The sequence below is a fragment of the Segatella copri genome (genome assembly GCF_019249765.2).
GTDB lineage: Bacteria > Bacteroidota > Bacteroidia > Bacteroidales > Bacteroidaceae > Prevotella > Prevotella copri_K.
Genome location: NZ_CP152484.1, coordinates 142,399 through 166,957, shown reverse-complemented (window position 1 = coordinate 166,957; position 24,559 = coordinate 142,399). Strand labels below are relative to the sequence as shown.

General features: G+C 39.3%; 15 protein-coding genes and 1 pseudogene. 1 reads left to right on the top strand and 15 read right to left on the bottom strand.

The features are described 5' to 3' along the window. The first annotated feature begins 17 nt into the window (after positions 1-17). Complete coding sequence (mobC, locus tag KUA46_RS00675; RefSeq protein ID WP_218487235.1) at positions 18-2,021, top strand: conjugal transfer protein MobC; 2,004 nt, start codon at positions 18-20, stop codon at positions 2,019-2,021. A gap of 44 nt (positions 2,022-2,065) precedes the next feature. On the opposite strand, the gene KUA46_RS00670 is transcribed toward mobC, so the two are convergent. The 15 genes and pseudogenes from KUA46_RS00670 to KUA46_RS00600 form a co-directional block, all read right to left on the bottom strand. After that, the gene (locus tag KUA46_RS00670) at positions 2,066-3,496 is read right to left on the bottom strand and encodes an ATP-binding protein (RefSeq protein ID WP_195507637.1); all 1,431 of its coding nucleotides are present in this window, start codon (positions 3,494-3,496) and stop codon (positions 2,066-2,068) included. Continuing rightward, entirely contained in the window at positions 3,493-4,101 is a 609-nt protein-coding gene (locus KUA46_RS00665; RefSeq protein WP_218487236.1) for a DUF6088 family protein, read from the bottom strand. Before KUA46_RS00665 ends, KUA46_RS00670 begins: the two co-directional genes overlap by 4 nt. A gap of 91 nt (positions 4,102-4,192) precedes the next feature. Beyond that, complete coding sequence (locus tag KUA46_RS00660; RefSeq protein WP_218487237.1) at positions 4,193-4,822, bottom strand: RteC domain-containing protein; 630 nt, start codon at positions 4,820-4,822, stop codon at positions 4,193-4,195. Positions 4,823-5,052: 230 nt separating this feature from the next. Then, entirely contained in the window at positions 5,053-6,369 is a 1,317-nt protein-coding gene (locus KUA46_RS00655) for a sigma-54-dependent transcriptional regulator (RefSeq protein ID WP_218487238.1), read from the bottom strand. Further along, on the bottom strand, positions 6,366-8,666 hold the full coding sequence (locus KUA46_RS00650; protein ID WP_218487239.1) for a hybrid sensor histidine kinase/response regulator: 2,301 nt from the start codon (positions 8,664-8,666) through the stop codon (positions 6,366-6,368). Before KUA46_RS00650 ends, KUA46_RS00655 begins: the two co-directional genes overlap by 4 nt. A gap of 38 nt (positions 8,667-8,704) precedes the next feature. Further along, the gene (locus KUA46_RS00645; protein WP_218487240.1) at positions 8,705-9,994 is read right to left on the bottom strand and encodes an ATP-binding protein; all 1,290 of its coding nucleotides are present in this window, start codon (positions 9,992-9,994) and stop codon (positions 8,705-8,707) included. After that, complete coding sequence (locus tag KUA46_RS00640) at positions 9,991-10,566, bottom strand: hypothetical protein (protein ID WP_218487241.1); 576 nt, start codon at positions 10,564-10,566, stop codon at positions 9,991-9,993. The genes KUA46_RS00645 and KUA46_RS00640 overlap by 4 nt, the downstream gene beginning before the upstream one ends. Positions 10,567-10,572: 6 nt before the next feature. Beyond that, positions 10,573-10,905, bottom strand: a pseudogene (locus KUA46_RS00635) (eCIS core domain-containing protein); the annotation flags it as partial. A 73-nt stretch (positions 10,906-10,978) separates the two neighbouring features. Continuing rightward, the gene (locus tag KUA46_RS00630) at positions 10,979-15,187 is read right to left on the bottom strand and encodes a contractile injection system tape measure protein (protein ID WP_218487242.1); all 4,209 of its coding nucleotides are present in this window, start codon (positions 15,185-15,187) and stop codon (positions 10,979-10,981) included. Continuing rightward, positions 15,187-17,508 carry a hypothetical protein gene (locus tag KUA46_RS00625; RefSeq protein ID WP_218487243.1) on the bottom strand — a complete coding sequence of 774 codons (2,322 nt, stop codon included), beginning with the start codon at positions 17,506-17,508 and terminating at the stop codon, positions 15,187-15,189. Before KUA46_RS00625 ends, KUA46_RS00630 begins: the two co-directional genes overlap by 1 nt. An 18-nt stretch (positions 17,509-17,526) precedes the next feature. Further along, on the bottom strand, positions 17,527-18,096 hold the full coding sequence (locus tag KUA46_RS00620; protein WP_218487244.1) for a hypothetical protein: 570 nt from the start codon (positions 18,094-18,096) through the stop codon (positions 17,527-17,529). A gap of 3 nt (positions 18,097-18,099) precedes the next feature. After that, positions 18,100-21,339 (bottom strand): hypothetical protein, encoded by a 3,240-nt coding sequence (locus tag KUA46_RS00615; RefSeq protein ID WP_218487245.1) that lies wholly within the window; start codon positions 21,337-21,339, stop codon positions 18,100-18,102. Positions 21,340-21,392: 53 nt separating this feature from the next. Then, positions 21,393-22,130 carry a hypothetical protein gene (locus tag KUA46_RS00610; protein ID WP_218487246.1) on the bottom strand — a complete coding sequence of 246 codons (738 nt, stop codon included), beginning with the start codon at positions 22,128-22,130 and terminating at the stop codon, positions 21,393-21,395. Positions 22,131-22,255: 125 nt separating this feature from the next. Then, the gene (locus KUA46_RS00605) at positions 22,256-23,638 is read right to left on the bottom strand and encodes a leucine-rich repeat protein (protein WP_218487247.1); all 1,383 of its coding nucleotides are present in this window, start codon (positions 23,636-23,638) and stop codon (positions 22,256-22,258) included. A gap of 3 nt (positions 23,639-23,641) precedes the next feature. Further along, positions 23,642-24,547, bottom strand: coding sequence for a fimbrillin family protein (locus tag KUA46_RS00600; RefSeq protein ID WP_218487248.1), 906 nt, complete (start codon positions 24,545-24,547; stop codon positions 23,642-23,644). Positions 24,548-24,559 lie beyond the last annotated feature (12 nt).

Genomic DNA, 24,559 nt, shown 5'->3' with positions numbered 1-24,559 from the left:
TTCAAAACAGAAAAACAATGGCACAAGAAGACGATTTGAGAGCATTGGGAAAAATCATGGATTTTCTCCGTGCCGTGAGTATAATACTCGCAATTATGAATGTATATTGGTATTGCTATGAGGCAATGCGCATGTGGGGAGTGACAATCGGGGTTGTTGACAGAATCCTAATCAACTTCAACCGTACAGGCGGTTTATTCCATTCCATTCTCTACACCAAGCTGTTTTCGCTTCTTCTCCTGGCGCTCTCATGTTTGGGAACCAAGGGCGTGAAAGCAGAAAAGATGAGTTGGAACAGGATTTTTACGGTTCTTGCCGTAGGCTTCTGTCTGTTCTTCCTCAACTGGTGGATATTATTGTTGCCTATATCTTATTTGGGTAATGCCACGCTGTACATCTTTACAATGACAGCAGGTTATATCTGCCTATTGATGGGTGGACTGTGGATGAGCCGACTCTTGAAGCACAACCTCATGGAGGATGTCTTCAATAATGAGAACGAGAGCTTCATGCAGGAGACCAAACTCATGGAGAACGAGTATTCTGTCAATCTGCCCACTCGCTTCTACTACAAGAAGAAATGGCAGAGAGGATGGATCAACGTGGTCAATCCGTTCCGAGCGACCATCGTGTTAGGTACACCAGGTAGTGGTAAGTCCTTTGCTGTAGTGAACAACTACATCAAACAGCAGATAGAGAAGGGGTATTCAATGTATATCTATGATTTCAAGTTTTCCGACCTTTCGACGATTGCCTACAACCACATGATGAACCATCAGAATGGATATAAGGTCAAGCCCCAGTTCTATGTCATCAACTTTGATGATCCTCGCAGAAGTCATCGCTGCAATCCGATTCACCCGGATTTCATGAGTGACATTTCCGATGCTTATGAGAGTGCATACACCATCATGCTCAACCTCAACAAGACGTGGGTTCAGAAGCAGGGCGACTTCTTCGTGGAGAGTCCGATTATCCTCTTTGCAGCCATCATTTGGTACCTAAGAATCTACAAGAACGGGAAGTATTGTACCTTTCCCCATGCCATCGAACTGCTCAATCGCAGATACGAGGATGTCTTTCCGATACTGACGAGCTATCCCGAACTGGAAAATTATTTATCTCCGTTCATGGATGCCTGGCAAGGTGGGGCGATGGAGCAGTTGGCGGGTCAGATTGCAAGCGCAAAGATTCCGTTGTCACGAATGATCTCACCACAACTCTACTGGGTGATGTCCGCAAGCGAGTTTACACTTGACATCAACAATCCCGAAGAACCGAAGATTCTATGTGTCGGCAACAATCCCGACCGTCAGAACATTTATGGTGCTGCACTCGGCTTGTACAATAGCCGCATCGTGAAACTCATCAACAAGAAGGGACAACTCAAATCATCCGTTATCATTGACGAGTTGCCGACCATCTATTTCAAGGGATTGGATAACCTGATTGCTACGGCACGAAGCAACAAGGTGGCGGTGTGTTTAGGCTTCCAAGACTTCTCGCAGTTGGTTCGCGATTATGGAGACAAGGAGGCAAAGGTGGTTATCAATACGGTAGGTAACATCTTCAGCGGTCAGGTCGTTGGCGAGACCGCCAAGACTTTATCCGAGCGTTTCGGCAAGGTGCTCCAAAAGCGCCAGTCCATTTCCATCAACCGTCAGGATGTCTCTACATCCATCAATACCCAGATGGACAGTCTCATTCCGCCAAGCAAGATTAGCGGACTCACCCAAGGTATGTTTGTTGGATCTGTTTCCGACAACTTCACCGAGCGCATAGAGCAGAAGATCTTCCATGCCGAGATTGTCGTTGACACCGACAAAGTAAAGCGAGAGGAAAGCCATTATCAGCCTATCCCCATCATCAACGACTTCAAAGATGCCGATGGCAACGACTGCATGAAGCAAGCTATTCTGGACAATTACAACCAAATCAAGGAGGATGTCAAACAAATTGTCAAGGATGAACTGGAGCGCATCGCAGGTGACGAAAACTTGAAGCATTTGATACAGAAATAGGAAAAGAAAAGGCAGTGGCGATTTATTCCACTGCCTTTTCTTTTCTATTTCAATAATGTCTTGCCTTTTTCTGTAAGCATATATTTCTGTTTTGGATGTTTCGGATTTTCAGGATATAGTGGTTCAACATAGCCTTCTTCCATTGCAGGATATAGATATTTATCAAGGAAATAAGTCTTATCTTTCAACTTTATACATTCCATTATCTCCTTGGCGGCCATCATGTTATCTCTTATTACAGTAATTACTTTCATTAACTGTGGGGTAACTGTGGGGTAACTGTGGGGTAACTGTGGGGTAACTACCACACTGTTCCTGTTGTATTTGAATACGACCCACACAAAATTACCATCAGTATTGAATTCTGGAGCAGGCAAGCCTACACGTTTGCATTCATCGACCATTGTGCCTATTCCACGTCCCCAACTCTCCAATATCTTGCTCTTATAGAGTACGTTGGCGATAATTGGATTCTGTGGTTTGGAGTCATGTTCCTGCATAAGACGTTCTATAGGCAAGTCGGCAGGAAAAGTTCCCGTATTTCGTATTTCAACACGGTCATCGTAGATAGCGATGCTTACAGAACTACCTGGTTGATGATACGAGCGATGGCAAAGTGAGTTGATGCAACTCTCTCTTAAAGCCTTGTACGGAATGCTCAACTCTTCCTCACGATAAAGACCGTTTATCTTACCAGACAGTGAGAGATGCTTAAAGAAAAATGCCATTGAGGCATCAAGCAATTCGTAAATGTTACCTTCCGCACGTTGGTTGTCTATAAATTCTTCTTTTGTTGTTCCTTTGAAACGAGCCATACGCACAAGACATTGTGGGTATCCATACAAATCCTTGCCAAACAACACGGCGGCTGCATTGTTCAGTTTACCATCATGGAACAAGCCGAACTTTTTCAAGATTACAGGTATCTCCTCGCGAATAGTTGTTTCTGGAAGTCGTCCGTTTCGTATTCCCTCACGGACAGCACCGAGAATGGCATTCTCATCCAAGTCACTTATCTCCAAATCAGAGTTAATCATTGCCTCCCACCCATATTTGCCGCCTCTTTCCATTAAGAGATGGTTATACCGTTCCTGTGGCATAAAGGTCGTGGTACTTTCAATGCGCATATAAGCCCTTCCCTTATAAGTGAAAGGACGCATGAATCGTTGACATTCCGCATGAATGGCTATCACATATTTGTCAGTCTCAAGAATAGGAACATACGAGATTTCCAACTCTACAAAAGGCTCAATTCTATTGACCGCCTCAGCAATAGAGCGTTTAGTATTGTCAGATACCTCTTGACCTATAATCTTACCATTATCCTTTACACCATAAAGAATAGTACCACCTTCACAGTTGAGAAACGCACATAGAGTCTCCATCGAACGGTCTAATTGACCTGTCGATTCCTTAAACTCCAAATTGTTGCTTTCCTTTAAGGAAGCAAGTTTTTCTATATCTTGATAATTCATACTTGTTGCAATTTTTTACGAACCCATGCTGGAGCCAGCAAAATGTCTTTTTGAAAATCTCCCGTTGGGACATTTTTCAAATGACCTTTGATGATGTTCATCTGTAGTTCTGTTATATTTTCATCACCGATTTCACGGAGAGCCATTACTATCAACAGCATAAGCTTTGATTGATAAGCAAATGTTCTCATCTCAGATGTATGCTTGAAAAGGATTCCGTTACCTTTGCCTACAGAAACCTTGCGAGAAGACCCATCTGTAAAGAACACCACATTAGCCGGTACTTGTTTTGACAGTCCTAATACATTCAACACATACGCACCTGTCGGAACAATTCTAACTTTATCACGTTTAGCAATGCCATTGGCAATGTCTTCAATGGATGGCGGTACAACTCCGCTTCCCCATTTTGTGTCAATCTTTGGATAGCAATAGATGCCTTGTGCCACTCTTATTATGTCTCCATCTTTGCACAAACGCACCAAGGCTGACCTTATTGCATCGGATGATGCCATTTGAGCGAACGAATCGGGAAAGAACAATGTTCCCCGTTTGGAAGACGTTATTTTCCTTTTTATCTCGTTATAAGCGCTATTCGTTGCCATTCCTCTTTATTTTGCCACAAAACTACAACATTTTTGTGGCAATACCAAAAGTTTTTAATCTTTTTCAGAAATAACATAAGAAACACTTCGATTATCGTCTCATTCTTTCCAATTCATCATCCTTTCGCATTTTGTCGTTCAACTTCTCCTGCATTCTGTCAAGGAAGTAAGTACGGCTATGGTTCTTGCGTCTTCTGATGTCGGTGTAGAAACGATAGCAGTCCTTGGCATTGATGCCGAAGAACTGGTACATGGCTTGCGCCAAGTCCTTGAATTTCACATCGCCATCGTTCACGCTTCCCATTACGCAGATGCCATATACCATTTCTACAAGGTCAACGGCATTGCCAGTCCATTTCACTAATGGCTTTGATTCTGATGATACTGGCGGAGAGGCTTCTGAAGTGGATGTGGTCACATGAAGATGATATGTTGCGGCCACATGCTCTTGCATCCTTCGGACAAATGCAATAGCCTTGCGCACATACAAGCCTACGGTTCCCAAACAATCCTTTATATGGGGCATTGACAGATGAAAGTCAAGCTCGGTTTCTGCGTATGACAGTGCAAAGACCGCTTGCTTCACGTTGGTGCTGCATAAATCAACCACAACCTTGATAAACTCACGATATGAGTTCTCCAAAGCGTTACCACCTTTGTTCTTATGATCTGTATTCAGCAAGTTGAAAAAATCTGTCTCTATCAATATGTTGTATTCCATGTTGCTGTCTCTTTTATGGGTTTGTACTAATTTGATGTTTCTGTGTGCACATCATTTATTAGTCCAATACCTATGCCATTCCAAGACAATCTAAACAACAGAATGACGATATTGTCTGATAATCAGCAACTTTATCAATAGGATAAGATTTTCACAAGGGAATTGTAATAAGAAATAGTGTAAGGAAAACCGGACACTCGTCCAATCTTCCTTACACGGTTCTTATACCGTTACAACTTGTTCGTAGAAATACCATACTCTTTCATACGGGCATAGAATGTAGTATGGCTCATTTCCAACATTTTTGCCGCATCACGCTTGATGCCATTGCATTGCTTCAAAGCCCACAAGATACGTTCTCGATTGATCTTACGTTCTTGTTCATCAAAGTCCAAAGCCTCTTCTGTCAATGCCGATTGTGACAGCTGCAAGTCCTCAACATCTATTATCTCATTCTCGCATAGCAGCATGGCTCGCATTATACAGGATTTCAACTCACGCACATTGCCTGGCCATGTATGGCTTACAAGTGCCCTTTGCGCTTCCTTACTGATACATTTTATCTCTTTGTCCGTATGCCTATCATATAGTTTCAAGAAGAAGTTAGCTAATGGCATAATATCTTCCTTGCAATCCCGCAACCGTGGAATCTCAATAACCGCTTCGTGAAGTCGATAATACAGATCGCTTCTGAATCGTCCTTCCCGAACTGCCTCTTGCAGGTTTTCGTTGGTGGCGGCAATAATGCGCACATCAGCCACTTTATCTTTTGTAGCTCCCAATGGTCGGTAGCTCTTGGATTGCAACACACGTAGCAGCATCGCCTGTACGTCTTTCGGCAGGTTCCCTATCTCGTCCAAGAACAGCGTACCTCCAGCAGCCAATTCAAAGTAACCTTTTCTTGCTGCGTCTGCACTTGTGAATGCTCCTTTCTCATGTCCGAAGAGAGCGGAAACGGCAAGTTCCGCAGAAAGCGTACCGCAATCTACTACCTCAAAAGGCTTGTCGGCTCTTTTGCTTTGCAGATGTATCTTTTCCGCTATATGTTCTTTGCCTGTTCCGTTGTCTCCCAATATCATAACAGCCATGTCGCTTTTGGCAAACAATTCTGCCATTTTGTATATACGGCGAAACTTCTCACTTTTGCGGTAAACAATCTTGTTATTCAACTCTACGAGTCGTTTCTGCTTGTCTATGATTTCTTCCAAACGTTCATAAACTACATCAAGCAATAATTTCTTCGGTATATAGTCTTCTGCTCCCAACTTCATAGTCCTCACGGCACTCATGCTTTCATCGTAAGATGTCATGATGATAAATGGATTATGATAGCCGTTACTACGCATCCATTCCAACAGGTCGATACCGTTATCATTCCCCAAGCGCATATCCGAAATGACAACATCCCATTCAGAGGATTCCTTCACAGCTTTCAGACCATCTCTGTAATTGTAGCATAAGATTGTTTTCCATCCCTTCGCTTCCAACTTCTTGCCCAACATATTACAAAATGTCGGGCTGTCTTCAATGATTATTACTTTCTTCATGCTGTTACCTCCTCAATTTTCTTTTGTGCGGCTTTGATGATTGCCTCACCATGTGCGAAAACATCCTCAACCGCTTGGTTGATAACGTCGTCTGATGATGTAGAATCTTCAATCAGGTCAAAGAGATGGTTCAAAGACTCGTCAGATTGTACCATCATCCACGAGCTTCTTGCGTGGTGAATGGCATCGGACATTTTCTTGCGGTTCTCCTCTTTGGCTGCATTACGGATACTACCCAATGTGTCAGTCATTTCCTTTACGAAATTCTCCAAAGTCTCTTTTTCATTGCCGTAGGTCAGCAACATTGAGAAGTCTATTTGTTTTTCTGCTATCTTACCGTTCACACACTTTCTTGCAGTGTTTATTAAATCCTTGTCAGACATCGGCTTGAATAGGCAAGCGACAAATCCCGCATCAAGCAGTTCTTGCTCACTCACATTTGGTGCTGCAGTCATAACGACAACAGGAATGGTCTTGGAGTTACGCACGTTCACCATACGCATCATTTCCAGAATCTCGATACCGTTCACTTCAGCCATCTTCAAATCCGTTATCAGCAGATCATAAGATTTTTTGCGCATCATATCCAATAAATCCGTGGCATTATTACAAGTGTCACATACGATGCCGTTTGATGCAAACGCCTCACGAATGGCACTCAGTTGCACATGGCTATCATCAATGGCAATGACAGTAAACGAATCTTGTCGTTTCGTTCTATACTGGATTGGTTCCACATTCCGCTTTTCGGCTGCAGCCATAGGAAGACTAATGGTAAAAATACTTCCCAGCCCTTGGTGACTGGACACATCGATTTTTCCTTTCATCAGTGAAACGAGGTTCTTGACAATGGAAAGTCCCAAGCCAAATCCCGGTTGGGTAACCGCATTTCCCAATCTTGCAAATTCCTTGAAGATTTGTTTTTGTTGCTTGTCGCCCAATCCTGTTCCCGTATCCTTAACCTTTAGCATGAACACACCATCTTTATAGGTTGTGGATAATACGATCTCACCCTTTCCCGTATATTTGATGGCATTGGAAAGCAGATTGCGTCCTATTGTAAGCACCTTTTCCTTGTCTCCATTGACAACACCATCTGCCTTATTGCTGACGCTCAATTCCAGTTGCTTCTTTGCAGCAAAGGGTTCATACTCCATCTTTAATTGCTCGGCAATGTCCATTATACGGAAAGGGCGTTCCTTGACGGTCGCCTTTCCATTCGCTAATTTGGAGTAAACCAGGAAACTGTCTATCATAGAAGTCAAGCCTTTCGATGTGTCAACAATCAAGTCGGCATATCGTTTGCTTTCATCCGAACTTTCTTCAAGTCCACTAATCTTGCGGGCATAATCCTTGATGGCAGACAAGGGACTGCGCATCTCATGCGTTACTGTCAGCATCACCTTTCTTGTTTCTTCCTTGCTCTTACGTGTCTTGAATGCGAATCGCCACACCAATAGGAATAATACGAAAAATACCAATATCAACAATCCTATCATCCCTATATAATAATCGGTATAATTGCCTTCCAAGTCTGCGATTTGTCGCTCACGAACTTTTATGCCTTTATCCACATTCTCATCAGCTATGCTGATTACTCTTTGCAACTGCTTATTGATACCTTCATTTCTGTTTCCCAGACTATCCAATATCTCCACTACCTTACGGCTTTGCTGGTGATGTTTAGCAACAACCGTTTGGTTTAGGTTGGTGAGCATCTTTTCTGTTTGGGTTAAACGGTTGCCTGTTGTTACTGCATTTTCTTTCTTGCCGAACAATCTGCTGAAGAAACCTCGCTTCTTTGGCTTTGCCTGCTGTGGCATAGATGAAAATCTTTTGCTTTCAGTCTTATTCTGCTCTACAATTCTTGGAACTTCTGCGGTCAGCTTTTCTTGAGTGGCATTCAGATCCTGCATGGCATCCTTTATATCCAGAAGGAGCTGTTCCTTTTCTGCAAGAAGACGGCAGATCGTATCAGAATCTTCTTTCGGACAAATACCTGCGATGCCTTCAAGCATACTGTCCACTTCCAATCGAAGCGAATGATACTCATTTACATCTGTTGAGTCCCAATCCGCAACCATTTCACCAAGCAGTGACAATTTCGTTATGTGCAAGTTTAAGTCATGCACATTCTTTCGCCACTGATGCAGTTCTGCATTTCTACACTCAATCTCCTTTCTGTCGCGCCATTCAAATAGGCCGATAACAATGGTACATCCTACGATGACGATGGCAGTCATGATGCCTAAAGCCATCCATCTACAGATATGCCCGGTCTGTTCTTTGCGTTCCATATTGTTTACTACTATTATTTACATTTTTATTTTTGTTTTTAACTTTGGATTTTCTCAATCAAAGAAGCTAAAACTTTACTATTTACATGTCCTATTTTTCTTCCTGCTAAAAGTATTGCTGCTTGTCTTACTATATTAACTATCATACCACCTGAAAGTTCGATTTGAGCTGCAGTTGCAATAGTTCTTTCTGCATCTTCACCAAGCCATTCTTTCGGCAACACAGATTGCCATAGAGCGGAGCGTAATTCTTCCGTAGGAATTGGGAAATATACTACAGATTGAAATCGACGCAAGAAAGCTTCATCTATGTTTGACTTTAAATTTGTTGCCAAGATAATAGTACCAGGAAAATCTTCTATGCGCTGTAAAAGATACGCAACCTCTTGATTGGCATGTCGGTCGTTGGAAGAATTAGAAGATGAACGTTTCCCAAAGAGGGCATCTGCTTCATCGAAAAACAAAATCCAGTTTCTATTTTCTGCAAGGTCAAAAAGCCCAGCAAGATTCTTTTCTGTCTCGCCAATGTATTTTGACACTATCATCGACAAATCTACCCGATAAACATCCATGTTGTTCTTTTTTCCAAGTAGTGTTGCCGCAAGAGTCTTGCCTGTTCCTGGTGGTCCATAAAACAAAGCACGATAACCTGCTTTGAGGATACGCTTCATACCCCATATTTCCATTATCGTGTGTTGATGCTCTATCCATGAGTTTATCCCGTTCAAAGATTCTAACGTATCATAATCCAAAAACATATCATCCCAATCTAAAGAAGTGGTTATACGTTTTGCAGGAAATCCGATACTATAGTCTGGCTTATACTCTCTACCGAGAAGTACCAAACTTAGAAATTCGTCCGAAACTCGTAGTTGTCCACTAAGGAATGGTTCTCCGTCATTTGCTCCTTCTAATCGTAATATATTAGATGTGTAGAACCAATAATCACGTTGAAACATACGAATGACATTACAACGTTTAACAGGATCATCACCTGCAATTATAAAAACCGCAGTTTCCCCAGTTGGAAGGAATCCACCATGTGACAATCCCTTCCAACCACCGAATTGGGTAAATGGTCTATCCAATGCTCCATTTTGGAGAAAAAAGCAATCAAGTGCTTGTGGTTTGATATGTGGCATCAAGGCAAGCATAATGATTACTCTTTCCTCAAATGTTATATTTGGATGATTTGTCATTTTCTCCAACCACTTCCCTGTAGGTTGTTTTACGCAGTCCATTGACAGATTTTCAAAACCTTGATGTTGAAAATATACCCCAATAGCAACGTTTAATACGGCTTCAAACCATTCTATATGTTCATTCATGTCTTATATTTTTTACTTTTTATAGTTTCATATTCTTTTACGGCACCAATGTGGCGTTGTGAATGAAATATTGGCTCTGCAGGAACCATGTTGCAACGAGCATTATTCCCGACCCAATTTATTCCTTCCACATGATGCCAAACCCAATTATTGGGATTGTCATGTAAAGCTTCAGCCTTTTCCTTATCTTTCTTTCGACTACCAGTCATTTCTATTAGACACTCTCTGGATAAATCCATAAAATGAGGATTTCTGGGTAAGAACTCGTTTTGTGGAATAACTTGATTTGTAATATCTTTATACGAAGAAAAAGAAGACCCCTTGCTGAAAGCAGCTTCTAAATATATTCCAATATTTTCTGGTATTTTCCAACTTTCTATTTTGAAATGCTGCGCATAAGCCTCTGAAAATAGGGCAAAATTTGTATATTTTTTCCCGGGCATACTTATGTGTCCATGACTGGCTTCCAAGTTGCGTGTATCTAAACTTTTTGGCTTTTTACCAGCTCCTTTATCACTTAGAGTTCTACTCGTATTTCTATTTCGTAAATTATACGTTCTAATAACACACATATCTTCTTATATGATTTTATAATTATTTGATTTTTCTCCCATAACATCAGCTTCATGTTCAAGAGCAGCATTATCATTTACAGGCATTCCGTTTATCTCTGTCGTAGGTGCAACACGCCCTGCCATCTGTTGCGCCACATGCCATGCCTCATGTGGAAGATGACGTTCTTGACCTGGTGCTACATAAATGTCCGTTCCTTGCGTATAAGCATAAGCTTGAACAGCAGCAGGCTTGCTTGAACCATAATGCACGCGAACATCATCCATAGAATAGCCAGACAAGTTCTCTATTCCTGCTTTCAAATTATCAGGCAGACCTGTTCTGTTCTTTTTCTGCACAAGAGTACGAGACGCTTGTTTCTTATATGTTCTTTCTGCTTTCATAACTTCTTATTTTACAGATTAATACTTATTATTCATTATCAAATTCTTCTTTATTCCGCCACTTAACATAGATTGGCTTTTTCAACCATGGTAGGCGTATTGTCTTATACGACCACGGTAGTGAGTCCAGCAATATGTCATAAGCTTTGTTATCAACAGTTAACACCCACTTCTTATCTTGTTGTTCCAAAAATCCGTCTCTTTCAATAAAACTCCTCTGGAATCCACCGACAGAAGTATTCTTTAACTTTATCCAATTGGCTTTTACCCCAGATAACATTGATTCTATCGTCTCAACTTCTTTTTGTGTCAATTCAATATTCTTTGGCAAAGGAACATTGAAAGGACAAGCAACTAAAAGCCGATTGAAAGCTAACTCTGTTTCTTTATAGAGTCGCTCTTCCGCAGTAACAAGTCGTTGCAGTATAAATATTGCTCGAACTTTAGCATCTATATTCTTAAACTCATTTTTTTTCTCATTTAATAAGTCAAGCATGCCGAACAAACGCAGTAGCCATGGAGCGAATAAACACAAGCCAGCATTACCTATTGGTAAATAATTTGGTTTTGGCATTGATTCTAAATCGACTTCTTCAATATCGCTAATCTTTAATTCTGAAAGGATGTTTGTTACAACTTGTTCCAAGGCGACTGACTCTTCTTTAAGTCCGTTGCGTTCAGCAACATCCTTCAATCCAACGATATAATCTTTCGCAATATCCATAATCTTGTAATTATACCAATCATCCTTGCTATGTCTTGCTACAAATAAGACAAAAGCATGAGAGATTAGTTTTTCTGATACCATATCAGATATTTGCAATTTCTCAGTCAACTGTTTCAAACTTTCAGCCCAAGAATAGGATATTCGGGCTATAAGTATTAGCCAATCTTCAATATCTATCCATTCACTAAGCTTCTGCACCTCAAAAGTATCGGAAGCATACATATATTCAATAAAATCCCAAAAGACAAATTGTTGCCAATGAGTATAATGACGCAATAGGTGTCTCTTTTCTGTGTCACTCACTTCTGAAGATGACAACCATTTTGCCAACATTTCAAAATCTCTATTGCAAAGAATAAGGCACTTAGTCGCAAAATGATTTGTATTGCCCAATTCAATATTAGCCTTTCCCTCATAAGAGACGTTTCTCGATAATACTATATTTTCATTTAAGCAATCTGAATTTGCTCTTAATGTCACCTGCTTTTCGTAACTCTTAGTATCAACAAGATGTTTCTCTAAATCTTTTAGAACCCTTGCTTCTATACCTGCAAGACCACTTTGCATAATGATATTCTTTTCCAAACAAGGTATGACGAATCCTACAATATCTTTAAAGTTTGTCAAGAATTTACCAACAAGTAAGCATTCATTCACATATTGAAGCATCAGCAATGTTAACAGACTCTCTGCTGACAAAGAACCTGCTAATAATGCGTTATTATTTACCCATTGGTAGATCACATTTCCGATATGAACAAATGCCATAGCTATTTTTATATCTACCGATACGAACACTTCCTTTAGCATTTGGAAATCAACAATGTCGTTCCAAATAGAAAAGGTATTCTCAGTCAGAGACATTTGCCACAAACTCATAAAGGTTTGTGGTGCATTCTCTGCTAACCAAGCCAACACCTGCCGTTTTATAGAAACATTGTAATCTGAACTTTGTAGCCACTCAGTCAGTAAATACTTATCGTTCAAACTTTTTTCAAATGCTATTCGAGCGGCATTATATGATGTATCAATACAAATATTCAGCCCTCTTAAATACTCCTGCATACGAGCAAACAATACTGCAATTGTATTATTATTCCCCAATGATAAAAGAGAATACACATTGGTCGCATTATACAAACGTATTATCTTTTCCATCACATTGTGAGCATTTTCAACACAAGCAATATTTGCTATAAATGTCAAAGAAAAAGTAATATCTTTATTTTGACTATTAGGAATAAGCTTATCCTTAGTAAACGGCACAAGTTCTTCTACTGTTTCAATGTACCATTCACTTTTGATTAATTGCTCTATAATTCTTTGAATGAGAACAGTTTTTGAAATAGAACAAATTGATGCCACATCAGAAACATGCAAAACAAGCCAATCAACAAAGAGTACGAATGATGATGAGGAACCAATCTTTATTACTTCTTCTGCCATTTCCACAATTATCGTTCTCAACACTGTTGTGTCAAGCAACTCAATGACCTGCGTCAATATTCCTTTTTCATTTAACGTTCTGAATATAATCTCCGCTTTGCCAGTATATGCATCTAAGCACAATAATAAAAGATTGCGTTTTGCTAATATAGACAAGGAGGAGTTCTCTATGATAGCATGTATATTGGCAACGATAACCTTGACATCATTAGATGTGTCGTATGTGAAAAATGCAGGAATATATTCAGTATAAGCTACATCTATTATATTTTTTCTCGCCAATACAGTAAGCACTTTAGATATTGCATAAGAAGTGTCTTTGTCTTTTCTTGTTTTATTCCATCCATCAAAGCTTACACCTTTATAGATAACTGTATAGATATTGCATACGATTTCCGTTACCAATTCCATTCCACGAATAGAATTGTCTGAAACAAGCCAATGTGCAACCAAATTCTTGTAAATATTCTTCAAATCTACAATACCGATCTTGCACATCCATGGTATTTCTTTTGCTACTTCATTAAGGGATGAATATATGGACGAAAGCAATGAATATTCATTATATGATACAACAGAAACCAATGTGAACACATTTTCTGTGCTCACAACCTGTAGCAAAAATTCTAAGACGTTTATGTTTTTGACTTCTTTTAGCCAACAAAGCACCTGCTGCGGTTGCGTCATAATTAACAATGTCAAGAATTCTCTTTTCTGGACTATGCTAATCATGTTATCCATTAACCAGGTCTCAAATGGCTTTATCTTTTTCAAGAAGTCACCTACATCAACAAAAACATCGTTTTTATCTAATTCATTATAATTATCTATAATGTCTTTATTGTAGTTCTCCTCACTTTTTAAAAGCGACAACTTTAGTAGAATCTCGTAAATCTCACGACTGAAATAATCAGAGTTAATTGGTGAGCCATCCTCGTTCAACGCTTGATTATGATATAGCAAGTTCAATACGTCATAACAATAATCAGTACCAAACACTTCCAATAAAAAGCGCATGGTAAGTTCTCCTTTTGAAAGGTATGCATATACAGAACGCTTGCGGATAAAAAACAAGAATCGTTCATGTAAGTGTATGATAAAATGTTGCTTGTCACCAAACATTGCCACGCCATTGAATGGATAGTATTCTATTAACCACAGATATAGATGATGCCAATATTCAGGAATATCAACATCAGCATGACTTTCCGTTTCTGTAACAATAATACTATGAACACTCTCTGAATCAAGCAATAATGCCAAATCCTTTATATTGTCTTCTGTCGTTTCACGAATGAAGCGAAGAACAAGCTGGGGGCTTGTATCTAAAACCACAGCAAGACATCTTTGTTTCTCGTAATATCCAAATGCTGTAGATTTCAACCATGACAAAATCAGATTCCATCCAGTTTTTTCATTCTCATCAACAAACTGACGTGGTATATGCCTTGCCAATAATGGATTGTCCGTAACATATCCCTGCAGAAAACGCATACAATCAAAATTCTGAATAGTCCAAACTACTATATTTTGATTGTGTTCACTATCTTTTCCGACAAACCAATGAGTAAGTAATATATTTAACTGCCACTTGTCAAGCTGTCTTGTTAACCGCTCAAAACAATAGGATGCGCTAAAGCATAATCCAAATACTGATTCTTCATTTTTGAAAAACATAAGATCTTCAAAAAGGTCAAAATCATGCATACTCCATTCTGGAAGACAGAATCCATATTTTAAGTAATGAATCAGATTGTCCAAACGTTTCCTTTGGACAGAAGAAGGATTATCATTTAAAGAAATTGACAGTATTATCCTTTCCAGTTCTGTACGCAAACGCTTAGGAAACTCAGAATAGAAGTCCTTTTGCTCAATAGAGCCAATGTTTAAGTTAAGAGTATCAACCTCTATATACGAATCTTTGTTATCATATTTACCAAGACATTCCTCTAATATTTTTGTAAAACAAGATTGGCAAAACTCATTCCAATTCGCATAAAGTCCTTTGGCGAATTGCTCATCCGCCATCTTGAAATGGAATGATATTTTGCCTACATGAATCATTATGTATCTCCTTTATTTTTATCTGTATCTTCTTCGATATTGCCCCCTACAGTAAAGTCTGTAGCCAGTATTTTCATCATGTAACTTTGATAGCCTTTCTGAACTTCAGAGGTGTTGCTTCCATCAAGTCCGTCACGCCACAAATGGTAACACTCTTCAAAATACTGCATTTGTTGCGCTCCTAACCAATAAGCCTCCATCTTTAGGTGTGCAGGAAGTAAGGAACGAACCAATTGCAAGCATTTGTTTCGGAATTGAGGAGAATGAGTCCTTGCTGTCCAACCTGTAAAGACTATAGTCACCGTAAATGGTTCTGAGGGAATGAAAAGATTTTTTTCTATCACATACATTGCCTCGCAAAGATTATTCAATTCTTGTAAATAGCGACATAGTGTATTCGCCCAGCCATTCAGTTTTTCCTTGTCTTCTGAACGTCCAAGATTCATCCATTCACCATCTTCCTCATTGCGGAACACCAATAAATACTCACGCTCAAGTTCCACTATCTTGTAATTGTTGAGATTGATTCCATTACGGAATAATCCACCACTGATGAAATTCGTGTTGAATATCGGTAGATTTTTACGTATATATTTATATCTCAACTGCTTTTCTTTTTCTGTAGATGGAGCCTTGTTTGGAATGATAGGCATAACCGACTCTTCATCAAGCATCTTCTCATCTATCAGCATAGAGTTGAGCTTGTCTCTAAAATGCTTACCTTTACTACTTTCCCCCATAATGATTAGATTATGGCTTGGCAACACATTACCAACGGACACTTGCTCGTTATTCCGAAATCCAAGAAGAAGTGATACATATTGCTTTATGACAGCAACATTTTTTACTGACCGTTCATCCATTATATCCATAGCCTTGAAACGGTCACGAGTCAGAATTGGCAATGCTTGCAAGAATTTCATTCTGCGACGTGTCATCTCTGGCTCCATCTCACCATAACTGCCAAACTCGTATTGCCACTTTTGTTCGCTATCTACACCATACAGGTTGTCAAGAAAATCAAGATAGCGTAGTTTCATTTTTGTGTTTACACCATCCTCACGCAAGGACAACAAAGTCTTCACGCTATCTAATTCTCCTAAACCTCTTTCAATGACTTTATCGAACAAAGCAAGATAACTACCAAAGTTCTTTACATCCTCTTTTTCTTCATTGGTCATATTTTTAGTGAAGTCCTTTTCGCTTGTCTTGTAACAACGTGGAAGGTCATTTTCCAGAGGATAATGCTCATACACGTCTCTGTATGTAGCTTCACGCAAGCTTTCTGTTGGGCAGTTCTCCCAACTTCCATCTTTAGTTTTGTGTTCCTGTAAGTAGAAACGCATTCTTGATGTACTCTTCGTAAAATAGAAAGCACGTAACTTCTCCTTGAAACGGTTGAAATCTATTGCAACCGTTTCATTACCCACTCTAACCTTTATGAGACTAAGGTCGTTGGGAATTTCCAACTTATAAATTCCCTTAAAATCATTTTTCCTACGGTATTCACAGATTCCGTCTGGAGTATCTTCATAGAAATAACAGGTCTTGAAGTTTTTAACTCCCTTAATGTCCATCAATATGTGATACAGTTCCGTTTCAGTTTTCTTTTGCGTTGGAATACTGACACGGACATCCTCAACGGCTCCGTCATACCACTCATCAGGACTTAGTACAGCGAAATCATCTTGTGGTTTTGCCTCTATTTTCACTGTCCCAGCAATATAGGACATGGCAGTATGGAAAACCTGCACCAATACGTCGATGGCATCCACGTCTGTTTCAAGTTCTATATCAGCACTAAATAATAAGTTTTGAGGCTCAACGATACTCACTTCACCTATGTTTTCACATAAGTTACGATGTTTGTGGAAAAAACATCTTACTCGTTTAGTAATGTCAGTACCTTTGAAAAACGGAGACAAACGTAAACGGACATGATATATTCCATGCTCACAGTCTGTTTCAATACCAACATTTTCTACAGCAGGGAAATGCGCAAGAATCAACTTACGATAATCATCCGTAGTTACAGGTGAGGTAGGATATACTTCATTGTCTGGAAACAAGCCATACTTTTGAATGGAATATTTGCCATTAGTGTCTGAAAGATAGTCTTCCAGTTTAAAACTAAGCTTATACGACAATTCGGTCAAGGCATAATTGGCCACATCTGCAATGGTCACACCTGGGTCATGTGGATTGAAGTCAGTCCACACATCCCCAGATAGTCCTTGTATTTCTTGAATGGTTCTCTTTTGCAATTCGGCATAGAGTTCATCTTCTGACTGCCTGCTAATATATATACCATTGTCGCTCATTGTCATATAGTTTATGGGTTATACACTATTTGTGAAGTTCCAAATTTTCTCTATTCGATACGCTATGTCCTTCACTCCTTTTTTATCTCCTTTACTTCGCATTTGCAGAAATAGTTGGTCATCTTTATAATACCAACGTATCTTGATGTTTCCCGACCATCCCCACCAATGTTTCTGTGGTGATAGGATTTTTCTATCTTTACCACTACAGTGTGAGGCTGTCGCCACGCACAGGTAATAGGAATCTTCTCGTTTATTGTAACATGAAGCATAAACTCGATAGATTCTGCAACCATCAATTTCTTTATCTACAGCGGACTCTACAGGTAATTGATACCAATCGCCATCTGCCGGTATAGTCAAGTACGCATCAACCGAAGTTTCACTTGCTTGCTCAGGCTTTATCCTCTCTTCTGTATTCTCTTCTTTTAGAGATTCATTCTCCGGCATATCAGTAGCAAACAACGGTTTGTCATCTACGATGTTGACCACAGAATCTATCAGAAGCGCAAAATGCTCTTCTGTCGGAACATTTCCTTTGCGGAAATAGTTCTTTAGTTCTTCTCTATTTTTCTTGTTGTCGCTCATACTCTAACCAATTATAAAGTTTGTACCAATACTTGAATCTTCAATTCCTTCACCAGCATCGGTGATTGTGATATTTATATCCTTGGGATAAAGGATACCGCTTTCAGTACTACTGAGGTAATACACATCTTCGAGTTTACCCTTGGCATCATAAGATGACTTATTGTGTCCTCCTTCGATAGTTAAAGAGACACAACGCTCTATACCTTCGTCATTCACCAACCATGCTTTCAGTTCCTCATACGAGTAGCGTTTGCCGAGTTCTGGTAGTTGCGCCTTGACGAACCACGGCACAAAGAAATTGTAGATACGTCTGTATAGTCTCCTCCGCGCTTCATCTGCATCACCATCTTTCTTTAATATAGCCGTCATGTTGATTGTTATCGTCTCGTATGTAGGGTTAACCACTCGGATCTTAGCAAAAGGTGAAACAAAACTCTTTATATATTGTTCTATCTCTGCCAATTTCCAATTTGGTAACTGTGGCAACACACGCTTCTCGGGATGAGGGAACACAACTATACGGACATCACTGCTATCTTTAGCCACAGGTATGCAACAAACTTTTTCGATGTCATCAAACCGCTCTAATATCATTTTCTCATAATCACAGCCATTCAAGGCACGATTGCGGGTTGATATGCGAGTAGTAGTTCTTATCGACATCGCTTTTTCATTTTCGGCAAGTTTTCCACCAAAGCCATCCATAGGTTGACTTACTTCCAACACCCTTGGATCTTCAATAGCCAAGGCAGATATTGAATCCGCTGGTAGCTGTCTACCATCACCATTTTCACATTGCACCTTGAAACAGTTCAGATAGATGCCATCAACAATGATATTGTTTGGAGCTACATCATTTTCAAAACCAATTCTAATCCAAACCTCGTTACTTGTAAACAGGCATTTGTTAGTGTTGTCATAAGTGTTTAGCACCATGAATCCACTACGTGTCAATCCGTTTGTGTTTTCTTGCAAGATGCACTCCGATGGGAAACGTTTCCATTGGCTTTCACCACAATTACTATACTCTATAACGGATGCGCCACTATCTTTGACAGAACCTATACGACTACCATATTTCGCATACCGCAGATTGAAATAGAACCTAATTTGCTTAACATGGTCTATTTCTGTAAGATTGAGATATACATAATGTTTGCCAAGGTCTGGAAGTAGTGGTATATTGCCATTTTCCAACTCAACTTTCTCATATCCATTGGTATCATTGATTCTATATAATATACCTTTTTCACCTAAACAATCTGCTGCTGTATAAGACAATGTTGTATCTGCAAGCATCGGCATTACAGGCATGTTCGGTACAGGTTTCTGATTTCTTTCCTTAGCCTTGCTGTTATATACCATGACCTCTGCAAATTGCTTGCGATATACATCCATGCCAAAGCCAATGCTTGGCTCACTCAACCGTATGCGATAGAATCCGTTTGCCTTCTTGGTATAAGCATACGAGTTGTTTGTTCCCAGTAGTGAATTGTCGGCAATATTTAAAGTCAACGCCACATCTTCCTTAACATTTCTGTTCTTGTCAGTTTCAAACAGTTGAATAGGGGAGTTGCCGCAAACATTCCATTGACTATTTTCCTGCCATTCGCAGATAGCCTTAAAACTGCCATTTTTTATAGGCTGCTCTAAGTCATAGTCTTTATATAATAAGGTGTAGCCACCATCAGGTATTTTGTTCCATGTTCCTTTCAGAACCACGCTCTGAATTTTCTTCGCTGCCAGTTCTTCATTACCGAAAATGAACCACGAACCTTTTTCGCCTGTTGTACCAAACGGATAGAATGGTTGTGTGGAGTCCATTTCGCCAACTTCACTATACAGGCTAAAAGTACGGATGTCTGAAACCTCTACCTTTATTTGAATATCCCTAAACAGGACACTTGCCATTTCTGTAACGTTGATAGGCAAATCATTGATGAGTATGCGTACTGTAGGATATGCCGTATCTATACCATGAATGTCTTTGCTACAAACAGAAAGAGGATTATCTCCATCTGCAATTGTAAATGTAAACAACAGACATTCTTCTTGCTTATTGTAAACAACAGAAAGTTCTCTCTCTGTCCAACCATCCTCATTGCTTGTAAACAAACGAAATGTGGTGTTGCTTGCAATCGATTGCGCCAAATCCATTCTTCCTGCCATCATAAAGCGAAGAGACGCATTTCGTGTCCCCTCTGCAAGTAATAGCATAGGAGAGGCTATAGCCCAACCTAACTCTTGCTGCTCGTTGGCAGGATTGTTATTTTTGAAGAGCACGCCATTATCCTTACCTTCAATGGTTATAGGAGCAGTGATTACTCTTGTTCCTTGTTGAAACAGAGTACGTGCAGATTCGAGTATGGTTGGAACAACATATGCTTTTTCTGCAAGAGAATAATACAGCGTATTTCCTTCCGTACTTTCGCCTGCAACAAAACGTGTACCCATTGGAAGTGAAAACGTCTTGTTTACCATCTCCGTATTTGGATGCAAGATAACGTATGTACTATCTTGAATAGCATTTTTCGGTGTCGCCTTTAATATCTCATGAAGATAGAAACTTGGTAATTCCGCAAACTTATGATTAAACCGTTTCACAATGCGGCAGTAGTTTCGTACAAAAGTAAGAAGCAGTGCTTGGGCAGCATCCATATCACCGCTATTCTCTATCTGGTCCATATAAAAGTCGAACTTCGACTGAATATCCGCAACAACACCGAGCATCGAGAAATAGGGACGATTATTCTCGTCTAACATTCTTTGTATGAAGTTACGCCTACGAGGAGATGAATTTGCTATCGGGAGAGACTTTTCAAGTTGCTCTTTTATACTTTCGGCAATATGAACAGCAGGTGTTGGCATACCTTCTGTATAGGCGGTGTTCAAATAGATAGATAATCTACCAATCCATCCCTCTATTTTGCTTCGAAGGTCTTCTGTATATTCATTCTGCAAAGTCGTACCGCAACCATTGGCAAATGAGGCTGCATACTTTTCCAGATTTTTATGGCGAATATCCAACAGAACTGTAAGGACATGATTGTGCCATAAGGCAGCGATGTCTTCATTGGTCTCCTTACTACTATCAACAAATAGTAAGTTTCTGTTTTTTGACATTACCCAATGGAAAATATCACGCCAATCGCTTTCAAGTGCATGAACACCATGAAATTTATCAACATCAATTTTATGGTGTTGATTTTTTTTTTGATTATGTGATGTTTGTTTTTCCATATAGCAATGTTATGTAAAGAGCATTTTTTCAAAATTGAATTTTCAATATATCATCATACAATATTTTCATCAACTATCATATCCAATGTTTCCTTAATACGAACAAGTTTGTTTATGATAAAATGTTCTCCTCTACCTTGTGACTCCACAATTCCAGAGGATATATAATTTTGGAAATTCATCCAACTAGTTTGTAAATCTCCAATGTAGTGAGCTAAATTAGGATTTGGATACCGATACAAAGCCACACCTACAGCTCCAGCAGAGGCATTTAGAGAACCTAAGACAGGATGAAGATTAGATTGGTCATTATAATATTTTTTAGCATCATATACAGTATAGTAAGTTGCTGATAAACCATCATCAACCCTAATATTATGGCTATCCATAATATTAGCTATATTCTCCCAACTTTGAGCATGATCTAGTTGAATTCCTTCAACATTATTATATTGTCCTGAACTATCAATTATAGATACAACACGTGTGCCTATATATCGAGGATGGTATTCAGGCTTCCCCAAAACCTCATCCCGAGTTTTTGATCCAAATTTAAACTGTGATCTTCTATTACGATTTTTACGAAATATACTATCGTCAGCATGTGGACTATAACTCCCAGTTTCTGCTATAGGATGAGGTTCCTCAAACTCGCTATATGGCACTCTACATTGGATAGTATGAGCATATTTATTTCTATTTGCTTCTCTTGATGAATCCAATAACTTGTTATTGGAACGAATTATGCGCGAAGTATCTTTCTTATGTTCTTTAGATGCATTTATATTCATATAATTCTACTTTTTAATAAATGATTAAGAAAAGAGCACACAATGCAAACCAGTATAGGTAATTTCTAATAAAAGCAACCAAATTCTACATAATAGAATGCGGACTAGTACTAAAAACTACGAACTTATTTTTTAAAGCTCACGGAATTGAATTTATATTCGAGAAACGATGGGCTGTAATACTCAACGCTCCCTTTATAATATTCTTTTGTCGGAGTCCAAAAATATTCATTTCCTTGCCTGTTTTTTGTCATAACTTTTTGGTTCTCTGACAAAACTAAATTTATACGTTCAGTGTCTACCCCAGGGTCAAGGATTCCGTCATAGTCATGAGATAGCCCTTTCACTTCAGTTAGCTCTCCAAAAGTAATTTTTTGTAAGTTTGTACATCCCCCAAAAGCATTCTCGTGTATTGAAGTTACATTTGGAGTATTTATTTCTTCCAAATATACACAATAGGCTAAACCTTCTACTCCAATTCTTGTAATATCTGGTAAATAAATGGATTTTAAAGCATCTAACTTGCCGTCCCAATTACTCAATCCTTTTGTCGGAATCTCCTTGCATCCTATTAAAGAAAGGTTTATGCTACCTGCTGTTCCACCATATAAAGCATCTTTAATTATGGCAAATACATTCTCTCCTGCATCAGAAGCAAGTATGAGTTTAATATTCGTTTTTCCTGCATCCAATTGCTCCTTAATAGTTTTCCCAAGATCTTCAGCCTCCATGTTGTCTGCAAAGACAACATTTGCATCCAAAGCATAACTTTTGCCATCAATCGTACTTTCTCTAAATGTATAATTAAGTAAAGAATACTCTTTCAATTTTATACCAATAGAGGTTTGAACAGTAAAATGACCATACAAATAGACATTACCGTTATTGTCTGGAGTCAAGGTATAGGTGTTGTCTGTTAGGGCAACAGTATTGCCTGGACTAAAATTACTAACTGTAACAGTAATGTCCTCACTATAATTTGTCGCAATGCGCAAGCGTGAATAGTTACGTGTTGCATTAGAAAAAGATACAGTTATAGCCTCACCATTAGGAGTGATTTGTGCAGTTCCCTCTATGTATTCATCCGTTCCCGCAACCTTACCTTCTTTCAAAGTTAATTTGCCTGATTCCCATTTGTAATTAGGGGCATAATATACATGAGGAAAGGTTGGCACTTCGCCTTCTTTATAAGACAGCTCTCCACTTGCCAATTCCCAGCTACTGCCATTATATTTAAAAGCAGCATACTTAGTTCCAAAAGTCTCACTAGTCATCTCCAGAAGCAACTCATCTCCTACAGCCCATGAAGTCTTGCCCGGATCAGGTGTACCTATAGTACGAGTCTGCGAATCTCCGAATGCCGGAAATTCACCAACAACCAACTGTACGTTGCTCTTGCCCGTTGTTGCAGTTGTTTCTTCTATATCACTTGTGCATGACGCCATTACTATAGTAACGACTGCCAGCATGATGTATTGAAATATCTTGCGCATAGTTATATCCTCCATTGTTTATTTGAGTTCTTCTTCATTTGTCCAACCAGTCATATTATTTACGCTGATTCGGGTCAGTTCCACTTTGTCTTTTCCTACATCGAGTTTGTAGATGTAGCGTTTACCCTCTTCAAAGTCCGTTTGTGATTTTAGCTTTGACACAAAGTTTTTCTCACCTATTGAGAATTTTAAGAATTCCTTGTCTGTTCCCACCGTTCCAGGCACTATGATGGCAGAGAAAGTTTTCACTTCACCATCTTCTGTCTTACAGGCATCCACCAACTTAGCCTCTTGATAATTGGAAGTGTCCATTTTCCATCCATTTTTATCGTCTGGCAATTTAAAATACGCTCCACTGCAAGGTGAGCAAATTTTTGGGCTACTTATGTCCAAATTAGGATAATCTGCAGTACCAACATGATACATGATTGTAACCAAAGACATACGATGCTTCATTGGAATCGTTACATAACCATAAGGAGAACCGTACCCATGACCATTTATTAAATCGGCAGACTTCAAATCTTTTGGTGAGCTTTGATTTGTTGGCAATTCATATACCAAATGAAATGGATCATAATCATCCGATGATGGATATACAGCTAATATAAAATGTTTGTCGACTTCATCTAACCAACGAAAACTTCCACTGCGAGACCATTCGTTTGTTGCACTATTAAAAGAAAGAATAGCCGTACTACCAGCAACGTAATCAGTAAATGTCCCTACTTTCAGTTTATCTTTGTCCTCCCAACTGTCACCATGTCCTAAAGTATTGACACGAGTCTGCATACCTCCAACAGAGAAAGTGGCATTGATTTCCTGCCCTTTCAGCGTAGGAGCCATATCTTCATTTTGCGTACATGCTGTAAAGCCCATAGCCATAAGGCCCATTACCGCATAGATAATTTTTCTTATGCTCATAATATCTTGTTT